Genomic DNA, 22,274 nt, shown 5'->3' with positions numbered 1-22,274 from the left:
TTCTCCTCCCGTCGGTCGCGGTCACCGCCCCCAGACAACGCCCGATCGGCGCCCGTCGGAAGACGTCGCGGCTTGCGGTCACCTGACGGTCGGCGGCGGTGCCGGCTCCTGGGTCACCGAGGGCGTCAGGACCACCGGCGTGGTCGGTGGCAACGGCTCCGGATCGCTCTCGGCGTCGACGCCACAGCCCGCCACGGCGAGGAGCAGCACCGCCAGCACGCCGACACCGGCCCGCCTCACGGGGTCACCTCGCGCAGCGCGACGACGAACCGGGCGCCGCCGCCCGGCCTGTCCTCGACCCAGACGCGCCCGCCGAGGCCGTGGATGTGCTGCGCCACGAGGGCGAGTCCCAGGCCGGTGCCGCCGGTGTCCGCCCCGTCCCGTCCCGTCCTGGGGCCGCGGGTGAAGCGCTCGAAGACCCGGTCGCGCAGCTCCTCCGGGACCCCGGGCCCTTCGTCGTCGACCTCGATCGCAGCCCACCCGTCACGGCGCCGAACCCCGAGGCGCACGACCCCGCCGCCGTGGTGTCCGGCGTTCTCGCACAGGTTGGCCAGGACCCGGTCCAGTCGCCGTCGGTCGGCCGACACCAGCGGCGCGGGGCGCTCGATCTCGAGGACGCCGCCCGGCGTGAGCGCGGCAGGTACGTTCTCGGCGACGACCGCGAGGTCCACGGGCTCCAGATCGTGCCGGTCCGGGGCCTGGATACCACGGGAGATCTCCAGGAGGTCCTCCACCATGCGATGGAACCGGCGGACATCGGCGACGAGCAGGTCCACCGCACGCCGCGCGGCCTCGGGCAGCTCGTCGCGCCGGCGCCGGAGCACCTCGCCCGCATTGATCATGGTGGTCAGCGGCGTCCGGAGCTCGTGGCTCACGTCGCCGGCGAACCGGGCGTCGCGCTGCACGCGCTCGGCGAGGGCGTCCGCGGTGTCGTTGAACCGCGTGGCGAGCGGGGCGAGATCCGCCTCGTGGCGCGTCGGGAGCCGGGCGCGCAGATCGCCCTCGGCCATACGGGCCGCCGCATCGGTGAGATCGGTGAGGGGGCGGAGCGCCCGCCGCGCCGTCCACCAGCCCAGCAGCACCCCGAGCAGCCCGGCGAGCGCGGTGCCGGCGACGAGCACGGCGGAGACGTAGCGCAGGGTCCGGTCCAGCTCGGTGAGCGGCGCGAGCCGCACGAAGAGGTCGCCGGTCGGTGTCACCGCGACGGCCACGGCCAGGACCGGGGCGCCGCTGATGCGCAGGCGCTGGCGGGACGGCGTCCCGGCTGCCGCGGAGGCGAGCAGCACGGTGGGCACCTGCTCGACCTCCACCGGCTGCCCGGCCATGGTCCACGCGCCGCCGCGTTCGAGGAGCACCGTCGTCCCCGGCTCGCCGGTCAGCCCGACGAGCAGCGTGGGGAGGTCGTCGGACCCCCGCCGCAGGCTGTCCGCCACGAGCCGGGCGTCGACCACCGCCTGGCTGGTCGCCCCGCGTTCCCGCTGCTCGAGCATGTAGCTCGACGCGAGCTGCCAGGTCGCGACGGACAGGAGGCCCGCCAGCGCGGTGGTGACGAGCCCGAACGCGAGCGCCACCCGCCAGCGCAGCGACACCGCGCGCCAGCGGCGGAGCAGCGCCGTCCTCACCGCGCCGCGCGGTAGCCCGACCCGCGGACGGTCAGGACCAGCGTCGGTGCGTCGGGGTCGGGCTCGATCTTGCGTCGGAGCCGGCGCACGTGGACGTCGAGCAGCCGGGTGTCGCCGAAGTAGTCGTAGCCCCACACGCGCTGGAGGAGCTGCTCGCGGGTCACGACGTCCCCGCCGGCGGACACGAGCTCGGAGAGCAGGCGGAACTCGGTGTGGGTCAGGTGTACCGGGACGCCGTGGCGCTCCACCGCCTGCCGGCCCGGATGGATCGTCAGCTCGCCGAGGCGTACCTCCGGGGGGCCGGGGGCTCCGTCGTCGGCGTCGGGCGATGCGGCCGGCCGGCGTCGTCGCAGCAGCGCCCGGATGCGCGCGGAGAGCTCACCGGCCACCAGCGGCTTGGTCACGTAGTCGTCGGCGCCCGCCTCGAGCCCGGCGATGACGTCGGCGGTGTCGGTGCGGGCGGTCGCGATGATGATCGGTAGGTCGCCCCGCGAGCGCAGCGTCGAGCAGACCTCGATGCCGTCGATGCCGGGCAGCATGAGGTCGAGGAGCACGACGTCGAGGTCGGGGTCGACCACGTCGAGCGCCTCCTCGCCGGTGGCCGTCTCGACGACGTCGTAGCCCTCGTCGGCCAGCGCGAGGCCGAGCGCCTGACGGATGCGCTCGTCGTCCTCGACGAGCAGCACGCGCGTCGCCATCGCAGGTCCTCCCGCCGGTCGCGGCCGACGCTACCCGGCGCGGGTGTCCTCGGCGCCGCCCATCACGGTGCGCCCCGGGGGTCGTCAGGGGATCGTCAGGTCGCCGTCGCGCGCAGGGCGGGGTAGTCGCGCAGCGCGACCGACTCGTGCAGCCCGAGGTCGCCGCTGCCCATGCTGACGAGTCGGCGACCCAGGGCCGTGGGGAGCCGGGCGACGGTCGCGGCGCCCGTGGCCAGCGCCCACCCACCGAGGCGCGAGCCCGGGACGAGCCGGGTCGCCATCTTCTGCGCGAAGGCGCGGCTGCGGACCACGTAGTCGCGCATCGCGTCCTCGTAGGCGGGGAAGGCGACGGACGTGTCGCCCGCGGCCTGTGCGATCTCGCCGGCGAGGGTGTGGGCGCCGACCACGGCGAGGCTGGTGCTGCCACCCACGGCGGGCCCGGGACAGTAGGCGGCGTCGCCGACCAGCGCCACCCGCCCCCGGGTCCAGCGGTCCAGGACCAGCTGCGTGATCGCGTCGAAGTAGAAGGTCGCGCTGCGGTCGACCTCGTCGAGCAGCCCGGGGACCTCGCCGCCGACGTCGGAGAACGCGTCGCGCAGCAGCTGCTTCTGCCGCGGGACGTCGCGGTGGTCGTAGCGCAGCTCGGTATCGGGACGGAACAGGAAGAACGCGCGGGCGTCGTCGGTGTGCCGCGCGCCGTAGACCCCGACCATCCGCCGGACCCCGAGCACCGTCGTCATGTGGCCCGGGATCTGGCGGTCGGCCGGGATCACCGCGACGGCGATGTGACCGCCGAGCCATCGCGTGGTCCCGGAGTCGGGGCCGAAGACGATCCGGCGGACCCCGGAGTGCAGGCCGTCGGCGCCGACGACGACGTCGAAGCGTCGCGGGGCGGAGCGTTCGAAGGTGACCCCGCCGTCGTCGGCGACGGCGGTGATGCTGTCGTCGAAGATCCATTCGATATCGTCGCAGGCCGCGCACAGGATGCGGCTGAGGTCGTCGCGCATGATCTCGACGTGCCGGCGGGCGACCGCACTCATCAGGCGGCGCATGTCGACGGTGACCTCCCGGCGCGCCGACTCCCGCCGGATCGTCATCCGCTCGGTCCCGGTGGCGTGGTCGCGGATCGCGTCGAGCACGCCCATCCGCTCGACCACGTCGATGGCGGGACTGAAGAGGTCGACCGCGTGGCCGCCGCTGGTCCGGGACCGGGGCGAGCGTTCCACGACCGTGACCCGGTGCCCGGCGCGGCGCAGCCAGTACGCCGTGACCGGCCCGGCCACGCTCGCCCCGGAGACCAGGATGTCGAGCGCGGGCGGCGCCATGACGGGGACTCTAGCCCCGTCCCCGCGGTGAACCGGGGAAGATGCCGGGGTGATCGCGGGATCGTCGTACCGGGATCGGCCGCCGGCGCCGGTGCTCGCCGCGCTCGCGTCGTCGGTGTGGGTCCAGCAGGTCGGCGCCGCGCCGGTCGCGCAGCGCCACGTGCCCCACGGCGGGGCGGAGATTCGCTGTGTCCTCGGGGAGGAGCCCCGACTGCTCGGGACGCTGACCGCGGCGACCCACCGCGACATCCCGGCGGGCGCCACGGTGGTCGGTGTCCGGCTCCGTCCCGGCGTGCTCGGCGGCCTCGCCGGGATGCCGGCCGACGAACTGGCCGACGAGGACCTGCCCGGCTCCGCGCTGTGGCGTGGTCTCCCGCGCCTGACCGACGTGCTCGGCGACGCGCCGACCCCGCAGCGCGCGCTCGACCACCTGCAGGCGTTCGTCGGGCGCTCGGTCGGCACTCCCGATCCGCTCGTGGACGAGGCCGTGCGGAACCTGATGCCGTGGCGCGGCGGGACGGCCGCACTCCCGGACCTGCTGCCGGTGTCCGAGCGCCAGCTGCGCCGACGCTGCCGTGCCGCGGTCGGGGTGGGACCGAAGGAGTTGCAGCGCGTCCTGCGCTTCCACGGCTTCACCGCGCGCGTGCATGCGGCGGTGGACCGGGGCGCGCCCGCCGATCTCGCGGGCTGGGCGGTCGATGTCGGCTACCACGACCAGGCGCACCTGACGCGGGAGTGCCGGCGGCTCGCGGGCGCGACGCCGTCGGAGTTCGTCGCGCAGTACCGCGCGGCGTGCGGGGGCGCCGACGACCACGACCACGCCGCGGCGTACCTGCCGATGCTGCGGGCACATGGCCGTTCCGTACAAGAACGGGCGGACGACCCGGCCTACCGTCCGCGAGCATGATCCTCGTGACCGGCGGCCTGGGCTCGATCGGGTCGCACACCGCACGGGCGCTGCTCGACCTCGGTGAGCCGGTCGTGCTCACCGCGCACCGCTCGACACGGCTGCCCTCCTTCCTCGCCGACGAGCCCGGCGACCGCGTCGTCGTCGAGCACCTGGACACCACCGAGGGCGCGGCCTTCCTCGACCTCGGGACGCGACACCCGATCACCGGCATCGTCCACCTCGCGGCGGCCCCGCACGACGCGCCCGACCCCGTCGCCTACCTGCGGGCCGAGTGCACGGCGCTGCTCAACGCGCTCGACGCCGCGCGCGCGTGGGGCGTGCGGCGGTTCGCCGTCGCGAGCACGATCGCGGCCTACCTGGGCGTGGACGATCCGCCGTGGCGCGAGGACGCCCCGCTGCCGGGCGTGGCCGCCCACCAGATCCCGGTGTTCAAGAAGTCGGCCGAGCTGTTCAGCGGCCTGGTCGCCGCCCACGCCGGGTTCGAGGTGGTGAACCTGCGCATCGGCACGGTCTGGGGGCCCCTGGGGCTGCCCGACTCGCCGTTCTTCGCGCTGCCGCGGCTGCTCAGCGCCGCGGTGCGCGGCGAGGACCCCGACCTCGCGCCACCCCGCCCGCCGGCGCACGCGGAGGACGCCACCGACCTCTGCTACGTCAAGGACTGCGGTCGCGCCATCGCGCTGCTCATGCTCGCCGACCGGCTGGAGCACAGCGTCTACAACGTCTCGAGCGGGCGTCTCGTGCCGTACGCGGAGGTGGTGGCCGCGATCAACGCCGCCGTCCCGGGCGCGGCGCTCACCCTGCCGCCGGGCCACAGCACGGGCCGTCCCCCGGAGGGCCACCTCGACACCACCCGCCTGCAGCGCGACACCGGCTTCGTCCCGGAGTACGACGTCGACCGGGCCGTGCCGGACTACGTCGCCTGGCTGCAGGACCACGAGGCGTGAGGAGCACCCGATGGCGCGCGTCGTGATCCAGGCCGTCGTGTCGGTCGACGGGTTCATCGCCCGCCCCGACGACAGCGTCGGCCCGCTGTTCGACTGGTACTTCAACGGCGAGAACGAGTTGATCGCCCGGCCGAGCGGCTGGACGTTACGGGTCTCGCGCCCCTCGTACGACCATCTGCAGCCCTTCTGGGACGACGTCGCGGTCACCCTCATCGGCCGTCACCTCTTCGACACGACGAACGGCTGGGACGGCAAGCCCGCGGCGGGCGACCAGCTGGTGGTCGTGACCCACCGGCCCCTGCCCGACGAGTGGCTCGCCGCGCACCCCGACGCCCCGTTCCACGTCGCCGACTCGGTCGAGGCCGGCGTGGCGCTGGCGAAGGAGCTCGCCGGGGACGGGCTCGTCTGCGTCACCGCGGGCGACCTGGGCGGTCAGGCGTTCGCCGCGGGCCTGGTCGACGAGGTCGCCATGGACGTCGTCCCGGTGGTCCTCGGCGAGGGCGTGCGCTTCTTCGGCGCCCACGCCGGGACCGTGCTGCTGGACGACGCCGACCGGGTCGTGCAGGGCGACCGCGTCCTGCACCTGCACTACACCGTTCGCCGGTCGTGAAACTCGGATGCCCTCCCGGACCGGCTCGCGCCATGGTGTCGAGGCATCGCGTCGAGCCGGGACGGGAGGGGATCACGATGCTGCGGCTGCGGACGCGTCGGCACAGCCGGCTCCCGACGCTCACCGACCACGTGCGCGCCCTGCGGTCCCGCCTGCACACCACGCCGGGGGACCGCCTGGCGAGCTTCGAGCTCGAACGGCTGCTCGACGCGCTCGACCGTCAGATGACGGCCGGCGACCGAGCGGACCCGCGGGTCGCCGAGGTCCTCGCCCGGGTGCTCACCGGCGCCGGTGCCCCGACCGCCGAGCTGGTGCTCGACCACGTCGGCCGGTTCGGCGAGGTCCTGCCCACGGTGCTGCTGGCCGAGGCCGCCCGCTGGTACGTCGCCGCGGTGACCGGGCCGCTGGCGGGCTCCCGGGCTGTCGCCGACCGGGTCGGGGTGGCGCTGGCGGAGGAGTTCCGCCGGGGCGACGCGACGATGCGCGCGGTCATCGCGACGGGCTTCCTGGACGCGCTCCCGCGGCCCGGGGAGCTGGGCCACGAGGTCGTGACCCGGCTGCCCCGGCGCCTCGGGCGCGAGCTGGCCGTCATGCAGCACGCGTGACGGCGCGGCTCACCGGCGGAAGCTGCCCGCGACGTGGGTCTCGGGGAGTCGGCCCGCGGGAGGGGGCATCGACGTACGGGAGGCGGTCGGCTCTCCAGAATGATCTCCCGAGGATGTCAGCAGGCACGCCTCGGGCGACGTCCCTGGTGACACTTTCGGGAGATCGGCCCGGAGAGCTGCCGCGGTCACCGCCCCAGCGCGAGGAGCTGCTGCGTGTGTCCGGGGAGCTCGACGGTGGTGAGGCCGTCGAGGATGTCGGCGAGGGTCAGCGTCCGGTCCACCAGCAGCTCGCCGTGGGACAGCAACCGCGTCGGGACCCCGGTGGCGAGCTCCGCGTCGGTCAGCGTGTCCGCGCCGAGGAGGCACAGCGCGTCCCCCTGGCGCCGGATGCGCTCCCGCAGCCCCCGGCCTCCGCCGCAGAGGGCGGCGAGGTTTCCGATGGTCCACGGGTCGAGAGCGAGCCGGTTGTCGTAGGTGGTGTGCGCGCCCGCCGTCACCGCGGCGACGGCGTGGAGCGTCGCGCCGGTGACGAGGGCGACGTGGGCGAGGATCTCGTCGGCGTCCCACTCCCCGTCGGGCGGGGACGCGGCCGCGCCGTCCACGGTGGCGGCGGCGTCGAGCAGGGCGTCGTAGGCGTGCCGGAGCGCGTCGTCGAACATCGGGTCGTCCTCTCGGGTCGGGCGTCAGGAGGCGGTGAGGTCGTCGGAGCGCCCGGCCGCGAGGCGGGGCCAGTGGGGGATGGGGCGTCCCTCGGGCCACACGGGGACCGGCGGCCAGTCCGGTGCGCCGGCGTCGGTGCGGGTGTGCGTGCACCGCTCGGGCCAGCCCGGCGGCGAGTCCTCCCACGGCTCCTGGCGGCCGTAGACCGTGAGGTCCATCAGGGCAAGGCTCGTGTCCGCCGCCTCGACACCGCGGAAGGTCGTCCACCAGGTCTCGAACACGCGCTCGCCCGCCCGCAGGTAGCACACGAGGTGCATCAGCCCGGGCTGCTTCGGTGGGCGCAGGAGGCTCGCGAGCGACTCCTGGGCCGAGTACCAGGGCATGTCCCAGCCCATGAAGTCGCGGTAGCGGGCGCTCTCGGCGTAGGGCCCCTGGCAGAACGTCGCGTAGGTGATGTCGCGGGAGTGCAGGTAGGACGGCTCGGCGAACTGCGTCGTGACCCAGGTGCAGCCCTCGCACTGCTGCCGCGCCGGGGCGCCGTCGTGCCACATGAAGTAGTAGGCGATGAGTTGCCGACGTCCTTCGAAGGCGTCGAGCAGGGTGAGGCCGCCCCGGGGTCCGGTCAGGGGCGTGGCGGCGTCGACCTCGATCATCGGCAGCCGCCGGCGGGCCGCGGCGATCGCGTCGCCCTCGCGGGTGTGCGCCTTCTCGCGGACCCGCAGCCGGGCGATCTCGTCGTCGTAGGTGGCCCGGTCCGTGGTGGAGGGAAGGGGTGCGTCGTCGAGCACGGTGGTCTCCTGGTGGCGTGACGTGGGCAGGGGGCATCGCCGCGAGAGCTCGCGGGATGGAGGGGATCTACGGAGTGTCGGTCCCGGAGATCTCGGAGGCCTCGGCGAAGCGCCGGATCCGGGCCAAACGCCGGTCCCAGTCGGCGGCGAGGGCGGTCATCCAGCGCGCGGTGGCGTCGAGGGAGTCGGGCCGCACGGTGTAGCGGACCTCGCGCCCGACCTTCGTGGCCTCGACGAGCCCGGCGTCGTCGAGGACGACGAGGTGCTTGACCACGGCCTGGCGGGAGACGGGCACGTGCTGGGCGAGGGTGCTGGCGGTGGCCTGCCCGTGGCCGGAGAGCAGGTCGAGCAACCGGCGCCGGGTCGGGTCGGCGAGCGCGGCCAGGACGCCGTCGACCACCGCGGCGTCGGCCTCCGGCAGGCTCATCGGCTCAGGCCGCGTCGGCGCGACGAGCGAGCGTGGCGACGCACTGCTCCCAGCCGCCGGTGTGGTCGGAGATGACGTTCTCGCGGTTGTCCTCGGAGGTCGCGAGCGAGGCGAAGCCGCTCTCCACGACCCGCAGCCGGGTGCCCGAGCCCTCCGGGGACAGGAAGAACTCCACGAGGGTCGAGTTCTCGTCCCGCAGGTCCTCGCCGGGGAACGCGCTCACCCAACGGTAGGCCAGGTAGGTCGGCGGGTCGATCTTCTCGACCCGCATCGGGAACTCGCCGTGCTCGGAGTGGCGGGCGACCAGCGGACCGGTCTCGGTGACCTGGGTGCCGCGCACGCCCTCGTCGTCGGTCGCCCAGAACCCGGGCTCGGCCACGAGCGGCCACACCCGCTCCGGCGGTGCGGCGATGACGATCTCCCGCTCGATCCGATCGATGCTCACGCTGGCTCCTCGGCTTGGTTGCAACTTCATAGTTGCACATCGAGCCGAGTCGTTGCAACCCTGGAGTTGCGGGTTGTTCAGCGCTCCCGCTCCAGGTGCGCCTGGACCGCGTCACCGGCCTCGTTGAGCCACCCCCGCTCCCGGGCCTTCGTGAGCATGCCGTCGAAGTCGGCATCCCATCCCTCGGACACCCGCCCGGCGGCGAGCCGGCGCAGGGCAGCGACCGGGATCATCACGTGCTGCCGATCATCGGAGAGCTCGCCCGCGTCGTTCTCGGCCAGGACCCGGGTGATGGTGTCCGGCCCGAGGCGCTCCCAGTAGGACGCGTAGAGGTCGGTCACGACCTCGGGCTGCTTCAGATCGACGCCGTCACTGGCGATCTCGAGGTACACGGTGCTCCTCCGGAGGGTGGGGTGATCGACCGGGATCGTGTCAGGGCGAGGGCGCCCGGAACCCTTCGGCTGCGGGTCCGGGTACGTGCTCGGGGCTCCGCGTGGGTGGGCCGTCGAGGGTGTCACGGGCGACCGAGGGGAGCAGCCGCTCGTGGCCGGTGGTCGACCAGTCCACCATCACCAGGGTGGCGTCGTCCTGGAGCAGCCCGCCCTGGTGGGCGAGGACCGCGGCGGCGAGCCGCCGGAGCGTCTCCGGGGCCGAGACCTCGTCGAGCTCGGCTCGCTCACTGAGATCGGCGAGGCGCCGCTCCCCGAAGAAGGCACCGTCGGCGTCGCGTGCCTCGACGATCCCGTCGGAGTAGAACACCACCCGGTCGCCGGGCTCGAGCCACTCGACCGCGACGGTCTCGGCGTCGGTCCGGTGCCCGCCGTCCTGGCGAGCCACGCCCAGAGGGTATCCGGGAGTAGCGCCGAAGGCCTCGACGATGTGCCCGCGCCGCAGCAGGAGCGGGGGCGGGTGGCCGGCGACGAGGTAGCGCAGCTCGCCGGTCACGAGATCCAGCCGCGCCAGAACGGCGGTGACGAATCGCGGTCCGACGCCGGCGTCCTGCATCTGAGCGTCGGCCTCGGTGGCGAGCCCGACGAGATCGTCCACGCCACGACGGCGGGCGTTGCGCATCGCGCTGACGGCCAGGGCGGTCGCGCTGCCGGCCGCCAGGTCGTGCCCGACGCCGTCGAACACCGCGACGTAGGCGGTCTCCGCGTCGACGACGTAGTCGTAGGCGTCGCCCGCCACCCGGTCGTAGGGCTCGAGCAGCGCGGTGACGACGACGTTGTCGGTGGCGAAGGTCCGGGGCGGGACCAGGTGCCAGAGCAGCTCGGCGGCGACCGAGAGCGGTCGAGGTGCCCGGATGCGCCGGACACGGTCGCTGTAGGGCAACTTGCCGATCGCGATGTGGCCCATACACCCGGACAGCGTCCAGCACCGGCGACGGAACTCCAGGTCGTCGACCACGTCCGGCCCGAGCTCGAGGCGCACCACCCCCGCCCGCTCGGTGCCGTCGAGCATCGGCACCCACAGCACACGGGCTCCGTCGTCGCCGAGCCCGGCGACGAACTCGCCGTGCTGGAACGCCCGTCCGGCGAGCGTGCCCTCCACCGCGATCGGGGTCGGTGGGTCCGCGCGCACCGAGGTCAGCACCTCCTGGCCCAGGTCCACGAGCAGGACCTCCGCCCGCAGCCCCAGCGGCGCGACGGCTTCGTCGACCATCGCCGACAGGCCCTCCCCGACGATGAGGTGCGACCGGTCGGTCAGAGCCGTGAGGACGTCGCCCCACCCGCGCGCCTCGGTCACCACGAGGGAATCCTCCCTCACGGGACCTCGTCCCTGGAGCACGGAGCGACGGCCACGACGACGTCGGCGAGGTCGGCGGCGTCCAGGTCGCGGCGGCGGCGGTGGGCCTCGGCGCGGGCACGCGCGGCGTCGGCGTAGGGCCCGTAGCAGTCGGTCTCGCCGGTCTGCGGGTCGCCCACCAGGACGACATAACCGTCCGGGGCAGTGCTCGCGGCCGACCGGACGAGCTTCGGCCTCGATGGCCGTTGCGGTGCGTTCCTCGAGCTGGTCATGGGGGACAGCGCTCCCTGGAGCCCTCCCGAGCGTGCGGCTCCACTCCTCGGGTGCTCCACCCGCACCCACTGGGTCCCCGACCCGTCGTGAGCGTGACTCCGCGATGCCGGGAGGTCACGCTGACATCACGGTCATACCCCCGGTCCCCGCCGAGCACACCGGTGTTCCGGGGGCGGACAGCCCGGACGCCTAGGCTGCCGCGGTGATCACCGATCCGGGACGGACACCGCCGTCCGTCGAGCTGCACGTCCACGTCGAGGGCACGCTCGAGCCGGAGCTGATCATGGAGCTGGCCGGGCGGAACCACGTGGAGCTGCCCTTCCGCGATCTCGACGACCTGCGCGCGCGGTACGCCTTCGACGATCTCCCGCACTTCCTCGCGCTCTACTACGCGAACATGGCCGTGCTGCGCACCGCGGACGACTTCGCGGCCATGACCCGGGCCTACCTGGAGCGCGCGGCCGTCGGCGGGGTCCGCCACGTCGAGCTGTTCGTCGACCCCCAGGCCCACGTCGCCCGCGGCGTCGCGCTCGAGGCCGTCGTCGACGGCGTGGCGGGGGCGCTGGGCGACACCGCGCCGGGGCTCGGCATCACCACCGGGCTGATCGCCTGCTTCCTGCGCGACCGCCCCGCCGACGAGGCCCTCGACGTGCTGCGGGCCCTGCTCGCCGCGGGGGCGCCGCTGCTCGGGGTGGGGCTCGACAGCGCCGAGGTCGGCCACCCGCCCGGCGCCTTCGGCGAGGTGTTCGCGCTCGCGGCCGAGGCCGGACTGCGGCGCGTCGCGCACGCCGGGGAGGAGGGGCCGCCGGCGTACGTGTGGGAGGCGCTGGACGTCCTCGGGGCCGAGCGGATCGACCACGGCATCCGCAGCCTCGAGGACCCGGCGCTCGTCGAGCGGCTCGTCAGGGACGCCGTGCCGCTGACGGTGTGCCCGCTGTCCAACGTGCGGCTGCGCTGCGTCGACGACCTCGGGGCGCACCCGCTCCCCGAGATGCTGCGCCGGGGCCTGCGGGTCAGCATCCACTCCGACGACCCCGCCTACTTCGGCGGCTACCTCGACGACAACTACCGCGCGGTCACGGCGGCGCTCGGGCTCTCCCGTGACGAGCTGGCGCGCCTCGCCCGTCACGGCGTCGACGCGGCGTTCGTGTCCCCGGCGCGCGCCGCCGAGCTCCACGCCGGGATCGACGCGTGGCGGGGGGCGGGCTGAGCGGGGCTACCGGGCCCGGATGCCCGCGAGGACCGTGTCGACGATCGTGACGACGTAGTCGTGCACGTGCTCCGCCGACCGCTCGAGCAGGTGCTCGGGCGTCGCCGCGACGTGGTTGCGGACGGCGCCGGCGACGAGGTCGGCCACCAGCGCGACCGACGTCGCCGGCGGGAGCTCGCCCCGCGCGATCCCGCGGCGGATCATCGCGCGCGTCGCCCGGACGTGGTCCGGGTAGGCGTCGTCCGCGAGCGCGGCGCGGATCTCGGGCACCCGGTGCGCGTCGGCGATCATCCGCTCGGTGAGCCGGCCCTCCGCGGTGGTCGCGAAGCGCATCCAGCTCTCGCCGAAGGTGATCAGGTCGGAGCGCAGGTCGCCCGTGTCGATGTCGGCGACGAAGCGGGCGCGATCACGGACGGCGGCGACGAGCAGCGCGGCCTTCGTCGGCCAGCGCAGGTAGAGCGAGCCCTTCCCGATCGACGAGCGCCGCGCGACCTCCTGCAGGGAGAGCCCCGACCAGCCCCGCTCGGCGTAGACGTCGCGGGCCGCGGCGAGCGCCCGGCGGTCGACGTGCGGGTCGCGGGGCCGCCCCGATCGGCGTGCTGCGGCCCGGGTCACCCGCCCATCCTGCCAGCGGGATTACGGACGGCAACAGTCCGGAATAGGGTGGTGGCATGACGCGGCTCGACGTGGCCATCGCCGGCCTGGGCATGACCGAGACGGGGAAGGTCTACGGGCGCAGCGCCGCCGACTTCGCGGCCGAGGCCGTCACCGCCGCCGTCGCCGATGCGGGCCTGGGGCTCGCCGACGTCGACGGGCTGCTGGTCAACCCGGGGATCGGTGGTGGCCTCGATCTGCGGCTGGCCAAGGCCCTCGGGCTGGGCGACCTCGCGCTCGCCGCGCAGGTCCAGTCCTTCGGGGCGAGCGCGGCGGTGATGGTGCAGACCGCGGCGCTGGCGATCGCCGCCGGCGCGGCCGACGTCGTCGCCTGCGTGTTCGCCGACGCGCCGCTGCGCGAGGACCGCGGCGCCGGCGCCGCGTACGCCGACCCGACCATACGGCGGCGACCGGGCCTCGAGGGCATCCCGGCCGCCGCGGGGCTCGTCGGCCCGACACCGCACTACGCGCTCGCGGCCCGCCGGCACATGGACCACTACGGGACGACGTCCGAGCAGTTCGGCGCCGTCGCCGTGAGCACCCGAGCGTGGGCCGCGCGCAACCCCCGCGCCCAGATGCGCGAGGCGATCACCGTCGCCGACCACCAGGCCTCGCGCTGGATCGTCGAGCCCCTGCACCTGCTGGACTGCTGCCTGGTGTCCAACGGGGCGATCGCCGTCGTGGTGACCGGCGGCGAGCGGGCGCGCGGCGGACCCCGGCCCGCCGTGCACGTCCACGGGTTCGGCCAGTGCCACCCCGGCTACACCGAGCGCGCCGGCTCGGCGTTCGGGCTGGTCACCGGGGCGGCGGCCTCGGGGCGGCGCGCGTTCGCGATGGCCGGGGTCGGACCGTCCGACATCGACGTGCGGGAGATCTACGACTGCTACACGTACACGACGCTGGTCTCCCTCGAGGACTACGGCTTCTGCGCCAAGGGAGAGGGCGGCGCGCTCGCCGAGTCCGGCGCGCTGGGCCCGGGCGGCGACCTGCCGACCAACACCGGCGGGGGCCAGCTGTCGGGCTACTACCTGTGGGGCATGACGCCCCTGTCCGAGGCCGTGCTGCAGGCCCGGGGCGAGGCCGGCGAGCGCCAGGTCGACCGGCACGACCTCCTCCTCGTCTCCGGCAACGGCGGCGTCCTCGACCACCACGCCACGCTCGTGCTGAGCCCGCACCCGAGGAGCTGACCGATGAGCTTCCCGTTCGCCCTGTCCCGCGACGACCGCTCCGCGGCCTTCTTCGACGCGCTCGCCGACGGCCGCCTGCTGCTGCGCCGGGACCCGGCGTCGGGAACCCTCCACGGGCCTGCCGCGAGCGACCCCGCCTTCACGTGGGCCGAGGCGGACGGCGAGGGGACGGTCGCGTCGTGGGCGGTCGTGCACGCCCGCGACGCCGACCCGGTGCTCGTCGGCATCGTCGAGCTCGACGAGGGCCCGTGGCTGCGCACGCAGCTCGTCGGCGTCGACGCCGACGACGTCCGAGCGGGCCTGCGCGTCCGCGTCACCCCCGTCGTCCCCGGTGCGGGCTCGGAGCCGATCCCGGCGTTCACGCCGGTCTGAGGACGCCTCCCACTTCCGGACGCTTGCCGTCAGGAATACGCTCGCATGCGTCGGGAGACCTCCACCACCAGGGGCGTGCTGTGATCCAGACCAAGCTGACCGACCCGCTCGGCGTCGAGCACCCGAGGGCCGCGGGGACGAGGTCGTCGCCGGCATGAGCCGCGCCGGAGCAGAGGCCCAGCTCGACGTCGTGTTCTCCCACCGTCCGACGCTGGTCGCGAACGCCCTCGGCGCCCCGCCGCCGCACCTGGTGGAGCGCGCGCAGGGTGCCGGGATGGCGGTGGCGTCCCTGGTCGGGGAGCGCCGGCATCGGCAAGCCCGCCCGGCAGCTGCGCACCGCGTGGCACGACGCCTGGGAGGTCGACGGTGCGCCCGCTCCGCTGCCGATGCCGCTGCAGCCGCTGCTGACCCAGCGGGCGTTCACGAGCATCGACGCCGCCGCCGAACGGGGCCACGAGGGCGCCGGGGCGCTGCAGTCGTTCTTCGTCGGGCAGGTCGTCGGCGCGCTCGCCGAGCTGCGGGGCGCCGGCGAGATCACCCGGGACATGGCGCGCGGCTGCGAGGAGTGGATCGCGGCCCTCGCGACCCTCGTGCGGGCCGGGGCGCCGTCGTCGTGACCGCGCAGGGCCCGCTGGCGGACGTGCTGGTCGTCGAGCTCGGCCAGGCGATCTCCGCGCCGCTGGCGGCGCGCCACCTCGCCGATCTCGGGGCGCGCGTGGTCAAGGTCGAGAACCCGGCGATCGGCGACACCTCCCGGCACTACGACGAGGCGGTGCACGGGCTGGCCGCGCACTTCGTGTGGCTCAACCACGGCAAGGAGTCCGCCGCGCTCGACCTGACCGACCCGGCCGACCGCGCCGTGTTCGACGCGCTGCTCGAGCGCGCCGACGTGCTGGTCAGCAACCTCGCCCCGGGCGCCCTCGGGCGCCTCGGGCTGGAGCCGGACGCCCTGGCCGACCGGCTGCCGCGCCTGGTGGTCGTGGACATCTCGGGCTACGGGGTCGGCGGCCCGATCGACCACAAGCGCGCCTACGACCTGCTCGTCCAGGCCGAGGGAGGGTCGTGCGCCCTGACCGGGCGCCCCGGGGCGCCGGCGAAGTCCGGCATCCCCGTCGCGGACATCGCCACGGCGCTCTACGCCTACTCGGCGGTCCTCGCTGCCCTCTACGACCGCCGGCGGACCGGGCGGGGGACCGTCGTGCCCATCGCGATGCTCGACGTCGTCGCCGAGACCATGGGGTTCGCCCTGAACCAGGTCCTCTACGGCGGTGCGGAGCCCGAGCCCGTCGGCATGGGGTCGCCGATGGTCGCCCCGTACGACGCCTACGCCACCGCCGACGGCCACACCGTGGTGCTCGGCACCTCGAGCGACCGCGAGTGGCAGCGTCTCGCGCACGACATGCTCGGGCGTCCCGACCTCGCCGCCGACCCTCGCTTCGCCCGCAACGCCGACCGGGTCGCGCGACGCGCCGAGCTCGACGCCGTCCTGTCCGCGTGGTGCGAACGCCTCGACCTGGCGGAGATCCAGCGGCTGGCGGACGCCGCGGGGATCGGCAACGCCCGCCTCAACGGCGTCCGGCACCTCGCCGCGCACCGGCAGCTGAGCGAGCGCGGGCGGTGGCGGGAGGTCGGGTCACCGGTCGGACCCGTGCACGCGCTGGTCCCGCCGGCGCTGGGCCGGGGATGGCCCGTCGCCGGCGGGCCCGTCCCGGCGCTCGGCGAGCACACTGGGGCCGTCCGCGCCGAGTTCGGCCGCGACGACGGGTGAGCCGCGGCGCGGGCCCGGGGACACCGCCGGCGGCGCCGAGGCCACCGCCCACACCGCGAACGGCACGGCCGCTGCGCCCAGGGTCAGGTCCAGGTCGGTCGCGGGCCCCTCGACGACACGGCGGACGAGCGAGAGCACCGTCGGCGCGAAGAGCACCGCGGCGCAGGCCCACCCGACCTCCGCGACGGAGGAGGGCCGGACGAGGTGCAGGGCGACGAGCAGCAGCGCCGTCACGCCCAGCGCGATCACGACGAAGCCGAGCGTCATCGCCCGGTCGCCGGTCACCTTCGCGACGGTGTGCAGCGGCGAGAAGCGGGCGACACCGCCCAGCAGGAACGGCGCGACCAGGGCGACCCACACCAGCAGCGCGCACCCGCCCGCGACCGCCGCCCGCCGCGCCCCCGCCGACACCCCGACGGCCGCGACCACGATCACCACCACGAGGATCATGTGCGGCCGTGTGCACGTCGCCACCCCTAGCAGGAGCGCGGCGGCGACGAGCGGCCACGGGGATCGGCGCCGCGCGGCCCCGAGGGTGATCGCGGCCGCCGCCACCGCCGGGACCGCGCTGGAGACCAGGTCGTCGCCGATCACGAACTCTCGGATCACCTCGAGCCCGCCGAGAACGGTCAGCGCCCACAGCACCGTCGGTGCGGCACGCAGCCGCCGGCCTCCGGACAGGACCACGAGCAGCACCACCAGCCACGCGAGGTTCTGCCATCCCGCGTCGCCCGTGACCCACCAGAACGGGGCGGCGAGCAGCAGGGCGCCGGGCAGCGGCGTGATCGGGTTCCCGAGGTAGGTCGTCGCCGTGTACGGGTAGCGGCCGTCCGCCAGCTGCCCGATCGCGACGTCGAGCGCGTCCGCGCGGTCGCTGCCGGCGCCCAGCGCGCCGCCGAGCGGGCCGGGGACGCCGAGCAGGTACACCGCGAGGAGGACCACGACGCACCCGGCGGCCAGCAGCGGCAGGACCGGCGGGGGCGCGCGGTGCAGCGCCTCGGCCACCCGGGGCGCGAGCCCGAGCAGCATCGCGGCGACGGCGACCGCGTAGCCCACGGCCACCGACACCCCGCCGAGGTTCCACGCGGTGTGCCACGACACCGCCGCGAGCAGCGCGGCCAGCGCGGCGGCCGGGAGCCACGAGGTCCTCACCGGGCGGCCCGGGCCTGCCCGACGAGGCGTCCGACCCCGGCGCCGAGCGCCGCGACGAGGCAGAGCGCGGTGACGACCAGCAGGTAGGCCGCGAGCCAGACGTGCTTGAAGACCTCGAAGTAGCCGTCGCCGAGCACGGCCGCCAGCACGAGGCCGACCGCGGTGACGGCCGCGAGGCCCGCGGCCGCGCACCACCGGGCGGCGGCAGGTGCGCGGCGCCGCCACGCGACCGTGCTCGCCGCCGCGGCGAGGACGAGCAGCGTGAGCGCGGACGGGAACCACGCCGGTCCCGGGGTGCTGTCGAGGACGGCGCGCAGGTCCGGCTGCCGGGCCCCCGACCAGCCGGGGTCGCCGCCGGGCGGCGAGGGCCGCGCCGTGTCGGCCGGCCCGGACGCCAGGTAGGGCAGGTCGGCGCCCGCGGTGGCCTGCAGCCCGACACCCACGGCCCGCAGCAGCGCCTCCGGGTGGCGCACCAGCGCGCCGTAGGCGGCGAGGCGGGTGGCGTCGGGCTCGTCGCGGACGGCGCGGAACCACCAGTCCGCGGTCGGGTGCGGGGGTCCGTTGAAGAAGCCATTGCCGGTGACGGCCGCGGCCTCGGGCGGCAGGCCGAGCTCGGTGGTCGCCGTCGGGCCGAGCTCGGTCAGCGCCAGGGTGGCGACGATGTCGTGGACGTTCGCGCCCTCGTAGACCGCGTTCTGGAACTCGACCGCGTAGCCGATCGGCACGGCCACGACGAGCGCCGTCGCGACCGCGACGAGGGGCCCGGCCAGACGCCGTGGCCGGCGCCGTCCCACGGTCACCACCGCGCACACCGCGACCGCCGCGACGAGCGCCGGCAGGTACGCGACCTTGGCGGTGGCGGCCACCGCACCCCCGACGGCGACGAGGCCCAGTGCCACGTGGCGGGCGCGTCGCTCGTCCGGCGCGGTGACCATCAGCGCGGCGACCCCGCAGGCCAGGGCGAGGGCGCCCAGCAGCCCGGCCGGCTCGGCGTAGGTGGAGACGAAGAACCGCGTGAACGGCGCGAGGGCGAGCGGGGCGACCGGGACCAGCAGCACCGCCGCGCGCCACGACCCGCCCGCCGCGGCCGCCCAGGCGGCGACGGCGACGACCACGCCGACGAGCACCGCGTACCACCAGCCGAGGGTCGTCAGCGTGAACGCGCCCTCGTGCCCCGCGGCGGCCGCCTGGAGCAGCAGCCAGCCCGACGACGGTGTCGACGCGCCGCAGAGCGGGGCGCCCACCGCGAAGTCGGTGACGACGCCGCCCTTCCAGGCCGCGAGACGGTCGACGGTCCGCGGGATCAGCCCGACGCCGCAGTACAGCCGGAAGCCGTCGCCGTTGTCCTCCACCCCGAACGCGCGGCCCGAGGCGAGCCCGAGCACGAGGACGACGACCGAGGCCGCCACGACGCCGGACGCCAGGGCCACGGTGCGGCGGACCCGGCGCTCCCGCGTCCCCGCACCCGTCGCCACCGGGCACATCGTGCCGGGGTGGCGTCGCGGCGGCGCACCCGACCCGGCTCACCGCCCGGGCAGGCGCACCACCGGCAGCGCGGGGAACTCGTCGGGCCGGTGGGTCACGACGATCGCGGTGCGGCCCCGGCTGAGGTCGTCGATCTCCCGGGCGAGCGCGCCGGACGTGGCCGCGTCGAGGTGCGCGGTCGGCTCGTCGAGCGCGAGCACCGGGCGGTCGGCGATCAGCACCCGCGCGACAGCCAGCCGCTGGCGTTCGCCGCCGGACACGGGCCCGCCGTGCTCGCCCAGCGCGGTGTCGAGCCCGTCGGGCAGCCCGGCGAACCACGCGCCGAGACGGGCCCGGCGCAGCGCGTCGACGAGGTCGTCGTCCGTGGCCTCCGGCCGCGCGAGCCGCAGGTTCTCCCGCAGGGTGCTGTCGAACAGGTGCGCGCCCGGCCCGGACCACCCGAAACGCTCGCGGACGTCGTCACCGGCCATCCCCGCGATGTCCTCGCCGTCGAGGCGGACGGCGCCGTGGGTGGGAGCCAGGGTGCGGAGCACGGCGGCGAGCACCGTGCTCTTGCCCGCGCCCGAGGGCCCCGCGAGCACCATCCGGTCCGCGCTGCCGAGGGTGAAGGACACCGCGTCGACGGCATCGTGGTCGGCGCCCGGCCAGCGCACCCCGAGGTCCGCGACGGCGAGGCCCGGGTCGGCCGGCGCGGGGATCGGCACCGGCGGGTCGGTCACGGGCGCGGGGCGGCGCTCGAGCTCGGCGAGGCGGCGCGCGGCCGGGCGCGCCTCGGCCCACCGGACGGCGGCGTCGGGCAGGCCCGCGACGAGCTCGGCGGCGGCGAGCGGGGTCAGGGCGAGCACCGCGAGCGAGGTCGGCGCGACGGCGCCCGCACCGAGCGCCACGACGCCGAGCGCCGCGCACGTCGCCGCGGTGAGCCCGATCCCCAGCACGGTGACCGCAGCACCCAGGCCCGCGGCACCGGCCTGGCGGCTCGCGAGCCCGGCGAGCTCGGTGTCGAGGCGCCGCAACCGGGCGCGCCGGTCGGTGGCCGCGCCGAGCACGAGCAGGTCCGCGGCGGCCTCGAGCAGCTCGAGCGTGCCCGCCGCGACCGCCGCCCGGGCGCCGGCGGTCGCCCGGGCGGCGCGGCGGCCCGCCAGCATCGAGAGCGCGGGCGCCAGGACGCCGGCCACCAGCAGGCCGACGGCGAGCGCGACCGCCGCCGCGGGCAGGATCGCGGCGAAGAGCGCGACCAGCCCGAGCCCCACCAGCAGCGCGCTCGCGGCCGGCACCACGGCCCGGACCACCACGTCCTGCTGGGCCTCCACGTCGGCGGTGAGCCGCGCGAGGAGATCCCCGCGGCGCTGCCGGGCGCTCGCGGCGGGCCCCTGGCGCACCAGCGCGGTCCACACCCGCACCCGCAGATCGGCGGCGAGGCGCAGCGCGACGTCGTGGGAGGCGAGGCGTTCGAGGTAGCGCAGCACGCCCTTGCCCAGCCCGAAGGCGCGGACGCCGGCGATCGCGACCATGAGCGTGAGCACCGGGGGGCGCAGCGCGGCGGCGGAGATCAGCCAGGCGGAGGCGGCGGTCAGCGCGACCGCGCAGGCGAGGGCCCCGGCACCGAGGGCGACGGCGAGCGCGAGGCGGGGCAGGCGGGGGCGGACGGCGGGGGCGAGCCGGGACCGTCCCGAGCCCCGCGTCCCCACGGCCTGCCCGCCCCGTTCCGAGCGAGGGGCACCGTCGCTCGGGTGGACGGGCGCAGGGCGCCCCCGACCGGAACCGCCCGGGGTCGGCGTGAGCTCCACGACCCGGTCGCACACCGCGAGCACGGCCGGGCGGTGGCTGACGACGATCGCGCTGCGCCCGCGCAGCGCGGCGGGCAGGGCGCGCAGCACGGCGGCCTCGGTGGCGGCGTCGACCCCTTCGGTCGGTTCGTCGAGCACGAGCAGCGGGCGGTCGAGCAGCAGGGCGCGCGCCAGCGCCACCCGGCGCTGCTGCCCCGTCGACAGCCCCGCGCCGCCCTCGCCGACCGCGGTGTCGAGCGCGACGTCGACCCGGGCGGCCCGGGCCGCGCGGCGCACCGCGGCGTCGCCGGCCGCGGGGGACCCGAGGCGGATGTTCTCGGCGACGGTGCCCGCGAGCAGCACCGGGCGCTGGGGCACCCACGCCACCCGTGCCCGCCACGCGTCGGGGTCGACGCCGGCGAGGTCCACCCCGCCGACCGTGACGCGCCCGCGGTCGGGGTGTCGCAGCCCGAGCACCAGGTCGAGCACCGTGGACTTGCCGACGCCGCTGGGTCCGGTGAGGCCGAGTGTCTCCCCGGGGCGGACGACGAGGTGGCGCTGCCGCAGCACCGGCCCGCCGCGGCCTGCCACGTCGACGCCCTCGAGCCGCACCGGGAGCCGGGCGGGGTTCGGCGCCGGGTCCCGTCCGTCCCCGGGCGCGCCGGCCGGGGCCGTCCCGAGCACCCCGAACACCTCGTCGGCCGCGGCCAGGCCCTCGACGGCCTCGTGGAAGCGGGCGCCGACCGCGCGCAGCGGGAGGTACACCTCGGGCGCCAGGATGATGACGAGCAGGCCGGTCGCGAGGTCCAGCCGCCCCTCCACCAGGCGCAGGCCCACCGCGACCGCGACCAGGGCGACCGAGAGGGACGCCAGCACCTCCAGCACGAGCGCGGAGAGGAACGCGACCCGCAGCGTGCGCATCGTCGTGCGGCGGTACTCGTCGGCGACGCGGCGCAGACGGCCGGTCTGGGCGCCCGCCCGCCCGAAGGCGACGAGGACGTCGAGGCCCGCGACCAGGTCGAGGAAGTGGTGGCCCAGCACGGCGAGGGCCCGCCAGCGCCGCCGGGTGTCGGCGCGCGTGCGCAGGCCGACGAGCACCATGAACAGGGGGATCAGCGGCACCGTCACCGCGATGATCGCGGCCGCGATCCAGTCCGCGACGAGGACGCGCACGCCGACCAGCAGCGGCACTGTGGTCGCGAGCAGCAGGGTGGGCAGGTAGCGCCGCAGGTAGCCGTCGAGGGCGTCGACCCCGCGGGTGGCGAGCGTCCCGAGCTCCCCGGTGGACCGCAGCCGCGGGTCGCGCGGGCCGAGGCGCAGGACGTGGTCGACGAGGTCGGCCCGCAGCTGGGTGGTCACCCGGGCGCTCGCCCGCACCCCGGCCGCCTCGACGGCCCAGGCCAGCAGGGCCCGGCCGGCCACGACGACCACGAGGCCGGCGACCAGCGGCGCGAGCACGGCGAGCCCGGCGCCGCCGAGGAACGCGCCGGCGATCACGCGGGAGATCAGGTCGGCCTGGGCGACGAGGAGCCCGGCCGCGGCCACGCCCGCCGCGGCGGTGAGCACCACGAAGGTGCGGGCGGGGCGGACCCGGCGCAGCAGTCGGGGGTCCAGCGGCCGCATGCCC

General features: G+C 76.1%; 23 protein-coding genes. 9 read left to right on the top strand and 14 right to left on the bottom strand.

All coding sequences use genetic code 11. The annotated features are described in order from the left end of the window. Positions 1 to 78: 78 nt before the first annotated feature. From QSK03_RS22560 to QSK03_RS22545, 4 genes are all read right to left on the bottom strand, one after another. Positions 79 to 240, bottom strand: coding sequence for a hypothetical protein (locus tag QSK03_RS22560; protein WP_285656955.1), 162 nt, complete (start codon positions 238 to 240; stop codon positions 79 to 81). Beyond that, positions 237 to 1,622, bottom strand: a complete 1,386-nt coding sequence (locus QSK03_RS22555; protein ID WP_285656954.1) for a HAMP domain-containing sensor histidine kinase — start codon at positions 1,620 to 1,622, stop codon at positions 237 to 239. The genes QSK03_RS22560 and QSK03_RS22555 overlap by 4 nt, the downstream gene beginning before the upstream one ends. Further along, complete coding sequence (locus QSK03_RS22550; RefSeq protein WP_285656953.1) at positions 1,619 to 2,320, bottom strand: response regulator; 702 nt, start codon at positions 2,318 to 2,320, stop codon at positions 1,619 to 1,621. The genes QSK03_RS22555 and QSK03_RS22550 overlap by 4 nt, the downstream gene beginning before the upstream one ends. A gap of 95 nt (positions 2,321 to 2,415) precedes the next feature. Continuing rightward, the gene (locus tag QSK03_RS22545) at positions 2,416 to 3,645 is read right to left on the bottom strand and encodes an FAD-dependent monooxygenase (protein ID WP_285656952.1); all 1,230 of its coding nucleotides are present in this window, start codon (positions 3,643 to 3,645) and stop codon (positions 2,416 to 2,418) included. A gap of 49 nt (positions 3,646 to 3,694) precedes the next feature. Here QSK03_RS22545 and QSK03_RS22540 point away from each other — a divergent pair, with 49 nt between their 5' ends. From QSK03_RS22540 to QSK03_RS22525, 4 genes are all read left to right on the top strand, one after another. After that, a complete protein-coding gene (locus tag QSK03_RS22540; protein ID WP_285656950.1) occupies positions 3,695 to 4,552 on the top strand; it encodes a helix-turn-helix domain-containing protein in 858 nt (285 codons plus the stop codon). Beyond that, complete coding sequence (locus tag QSK03_RS22535; RefSeq protein WP_285656948.1) at positions 4,549 to 5,499, top strand: NAD-dependent epimerase/dehydratase family protein; 951 nt, start codon at positions 4,549 to 4,551, stop codon at positions 5,497 to 5,499. The genes QSK03_RS22540 and QSK03_RS22535 overlap by 4 nt, the downstream gene beginning before the upstream one ends. Positions 5,500 to 5,509: 10 nt before the next feature. After that, positions 5,510 to 6,109 carry a dihydrofolate reductase family protein gene (locus tag QSK03_RS22530; protein WP_285656946.1) on the top strand — a complete coding sequence of 200 codons (600 nt, stop codon included), beginning with the start codon at positions 5,510 to 5,512 and terminating at the stop codon, positions 6,107 to 6,109. A 77-nt stretch (positions 6,110 to 6,186) separates the two neighbouring features. Further along, positions 6,187 to 6,714 (top strand): hypothetical protein, encoded by a 528-nt coding sequence (locus QSK03_RS22525; protein ID WP_285656945.1) that lies wholly within the window; start codon positions 6,187 to 6,189, stop codon positions 6,712 to 6,714. Positions 6,715 to 6,899: 185 nt separating this feature from the next. Here the strand turns inward: QSK03_RS22525 and QSK03_RS22520 are convergent, their stop codons facing one another. From QSK03_RS22520 to QSK03_RS22490, 7 genes are all read right to left on the bottom strand, one after another. After that, entirely contained in the window at positions 6,900 to 7,373 is a 474-nt protein-coding gene (locus QSK03_RS22520; RefSeq protein ID WP_285656943.1) for a hypothetical protein, read from the bottom strand. Positions 7,374 to 7,397: 24 nt separating this feature from the next. Then, a complete protein-coding gene (locus tag QSK03_RS22515; protein ID WP_285656941.1) occupies positions 7,398 to 8,162 on the bottom strand; it encodes a DUF899 family protein in 765 nt (254 codons plus the stop codon). 67 nt (positions 8,163 to 8,229) lie between these two features. Next, positions 8,230 to 8,589: an ArsR/SmtB family transcription factor gene (locus QSK03_RS22510; RefSeq protein WP_285656940.1), complete on the bottom strand. Its 360-nt coding sequence runs from the start codon at positions 8,587 to 8,589 to the stop codon at positions 8,230 to 8,232. Positions 8,590 to 8,593: 4 nt separating this feature from the next. Further along, positions 8,594 to 9,034 (bottom strand): SRPBCC domain-containing protein, encoded by a 441-nt coding sequence (locus tag QSK03_RS22505; protein ID WP_285656938.1) that lies wholly within the window; start codon positions 9,032 to 9,034, stop codon positions 8,594 to 8,596. A 77-nt stretch (positions 9,035 to 9,111) separates the two neighbouring features. Beyond that, complete coding sequence (locus tag QSK03_RS22500) at positions 9,112 to 9,426, bottom strand: hypothetical protein (RefSeq protein ID WP_285656936.1); 315 nt, start codon at positions 9,424 to 9,426, stop codon at positions 9,112 to 9,114. Positions 9,427 to 9,466: 40 nt separating this feature from the next. Further along, positions 9,467 to 10,801, bottom strand: a complete 1,335-nt coding sequence (locus tag QSK03_RS22495) for a PP2C family protein-serine/threonine phosphatase (protein ID WP_285656935.1) — start codon at positions 10,799 to 10,801, stop codon at positions 9,467 to 9,469. Then, complete coding sequence (locus tag QSK03_RS22490) at positions 10,798 to 10,959, bottom strand: hypothetical protein (protein WP_285656934.1); 162 nt, start codon at positions 10,957 to 10,959, stop codon at positions 10,798 to 10,800. The genes QSK03_RS22495 and QSK03_RS22490 overlap by 4 nt, the downstream gene beginning before the upstream one ends. A gap of 296 nt (positions 10,960 to 11,255) precedes the next feature. Between QSK03_RS22490 and QSK03_RS22485 the strand changes: the two genes are divergently transcribed. After that, positions 11,256 to 12,263, top strand: a complete 1,008-nt coding sequence (locus QSK03_RS22485) for an adenosine deaminase (RefSeq protein WP_285656933.1) — start codon at positions 11,256 to 11,258, stop codon at positions 12,261 to 12,263. Between the two features lie 6 nt (positions 12,264 to 12,269). On the opposite strand, the gene QSK03_RS22480 is transcribed toward QSK03_RS22485, so the two are convergent. Then, positions 12,270 to 12,878, bottom strand: a complete 609-nt coding sequence (locus QSK03_RS22480; RefSeq protein ID WP_285656931.1) for a TetR/AcrR family transcriptional regulator — start codon at positions 12,876 to 12,878, stop codon at positions 12,270 to 12,272. A gap of 56 nt (positions 12,879 to 12,934) precedes the next feature. On the opposite strand from QSK03_RS22480, the gene QSK03_RS22475 reads away from it, so the two are divergent. The 4 genes from QSK03_RS22475 (at position 12,935) to QSK03_RS22460 (ending at position 16,244) form a co-directional block, all read left to right on the top strand. Then, positions 12,935 to 14,104, top strand: a complete 1,170-nt coding sequence (locus QSK03_RS22475; protein WP_285656929.1) for a thiolase family protein — start codon at positions 12,935 to 12,937, stop codon at positions 14,102 to 14,104. Between the two features lie 3 nt (positions 14,105 to 14,107). Further along, entirely contained in the window at positions 14,108 to 14,476 is a 369-nt protein-coding gene (locus QSK03_RS22470; RefSeq protein WP_285656927.1) for a Zn-ribbon domain-containing OB-fold protein, read from the top strand. 266 nt (positions 14,477 to 14,742) lie between these two features. After that, positions 14,743 to 15,093, top strand: coding sequence for a hypothetical protein (locus QSK03_RS22465; protein ID WP_285656925.1), 351 nt, complete (start codon positions 14,743 to 14,745; stop codon positions 15,091 to 15,093). Beyond that, positions 15,090 to 16,244 carry a CaiB/BaiF CoA transferase family protein gene (locus tag QSK03_RS22460; RefSeq protein WP_285656924.1) on the top strand — a complete coding sequence of 385 codons (1,155 nt, stop codon included), beginning with the start codon at positions 15,090 to 15,092 and terminating at the stop codon, positions 16,242 to 16,244. The genes QSK03_RS22465 and QSK03_RS22460 overlap by 4 nt, the downstream gene beginning before the upstream one ends. A gap of 1,148 nt (positions 16,245 to 17,392) precedes the next feature. Here QSK03_RS22460 and wsfD read toward each other — a convergent pair. Together wsfD and cydD are read right to left on the bottom strand one after the other, a co-directional pair. After that, positions 17,393 to 18,871 (bottom strand): glycan biosynthesis hexose transferase WsfD, encoded by a 1,479-nt coding sequence (wsfD, locus tag QSK03_RS22455; protein WP_285656922.1) that lies wholly within the window; start codon positions 18,869 to 18,871, stop codon positions 17,393 to 17,395. Between the two features lie 48 nt (positions 18,872 to 18,919). Beyond that, entirely contained in the window at positions 18,920 to 22,270 is a 3,351-nt protein-coding gene (gene cydD / locus QSK03_RS22450) for a thiol reductant ABC exporter subunit CydD (RefSeq protein ID WP_285656920.1), read from the bottom strand. Positions 22,271 to 22,274: the final 4 nt, after the last annotated feature.

This window comes from Actinomycetospora sp. NBRC 106375 (assembly GCF_030269665.1).
In the GTDB taxonomy this organism is placed as follows: Bacteria; Actinomycetota; Actinomycetes; order Mycobacteriales; family Pseudonocardiaceae; genus Actinomycetospora.
The sequence above is the reverse complement of the archived record's forward strand: the minus strand, read 5'-3'. Positions and strand labels throughout refer to the sequence as shown.

Coding starts and splice junctions, on each gene's coding strand:
- QSK03_RS22550 (WP_285656953.1), bottom strand. CDS start 2,320: ATGGCGACGCGCGTGCTGCTCGTCGAGGACGACGAGCGCATCCGTCAG.
- QSK03_RS22545 (WP_285656952.1), bottom strand. CDS start 3,645: ATGGCGCCGCCCGCGCTCGACATCCTGGTCTCCGGGGCGAGCGTGGCC.
- QSK03_RS22535 (WP_285656948.1), top strand. CDS start 4,549: ATGATCCTCGTGACCGGCGGCCTGGGCTCGATCGGGTCGCACACCGCA.
- QSK03_RS22530 (WP_285656946.1), top strand. CDS start 5,510: ATGGCGCGCGTCGTGATCCAGGCCGTCGTGTCGGTCGACGGGTTCATC.
- QSK03_RS22525 (WP_285656945.1), top strand. CDS start 6,187: ATGCTGCGGCTGCGGACGCGTCGGCACAGCCGGCTCCCGACGCTCACC.
- QSK03_RS22520 (WP_285656943.1), bottom strand. CDS start 7,373: ATGTTCGACGACGCGCTCCGGCACGCCTACGACGCCCTGCTCGACGCC.
- QSK03_RS22510 (WP_285656940.1), bottom strand. CDS start 8,589: ATGAGCCTGCCGGAGGCCGACGCCGCGGTGGTCGACGGCGTCCTGGCC.
- QSK03_RS22475 (WP_285656929.1), top strand. CDS start 12,935: ATGACGCGGCTCGACGTGGCCATCGCCGGCCTGGGCATGACCGAGACG.
- QSK03_RS22470 (WP_285656927.1), top strand. CDS start 14,108: ATGAGCTTCCCGTTCGCCCTGTCCCGCGACGACCGCTCCGCGGCCTTC.
- cydD (WP_285656920.1), bottom strand. CDS start 22,270: ATGCGGCCGCTGGACCCCCGACTGCTGCGCCGGGTCCGCCCCGCCCGC.